1 pseudogene is annotated in these 226 nt (G+C 31.0%); it reads right to left on the reverse strand.

From position 1 onward, the window contains the following. A pseudogene (locus tag B9N62_RS10315) lies at nucleotides 1-226 on the reverse strand (Cj0814 family flagellar-dependent secreted protein); the annotation flags it as partial.

Raw genomic sequence — 226 nt, forward strand, 5'->3', positions numbered from 1 at the left:
GCCTTTATATCAACATCTCTTTTTATACCAAGCATATCTACTAGATATTTTCCAGCTGGGTTTTCATTTAGCTCTTTTACTAAATTTAAAGGTGGCATACTAAATTTTAAAAAGCTATCCATAAAGTCTTTGCTCTTTTTGCCATCTTTATCTATCTCACCAAAGAGTAGCTTTAGCATTTTTAGATTATGCTCCATCATCTTTTTAAATGAGAGTTCGTCTTCTT

Origin of the sequence: Campylobacter concisus (assembly GCF_002165785.1) — a bacterium.
GTDB lineage: Bacteria > Campylobacterota > Campylobacteria > Campylobacterales > Campylobacteraceae > Campylobacter_A > Campylobacter_A concisus_W.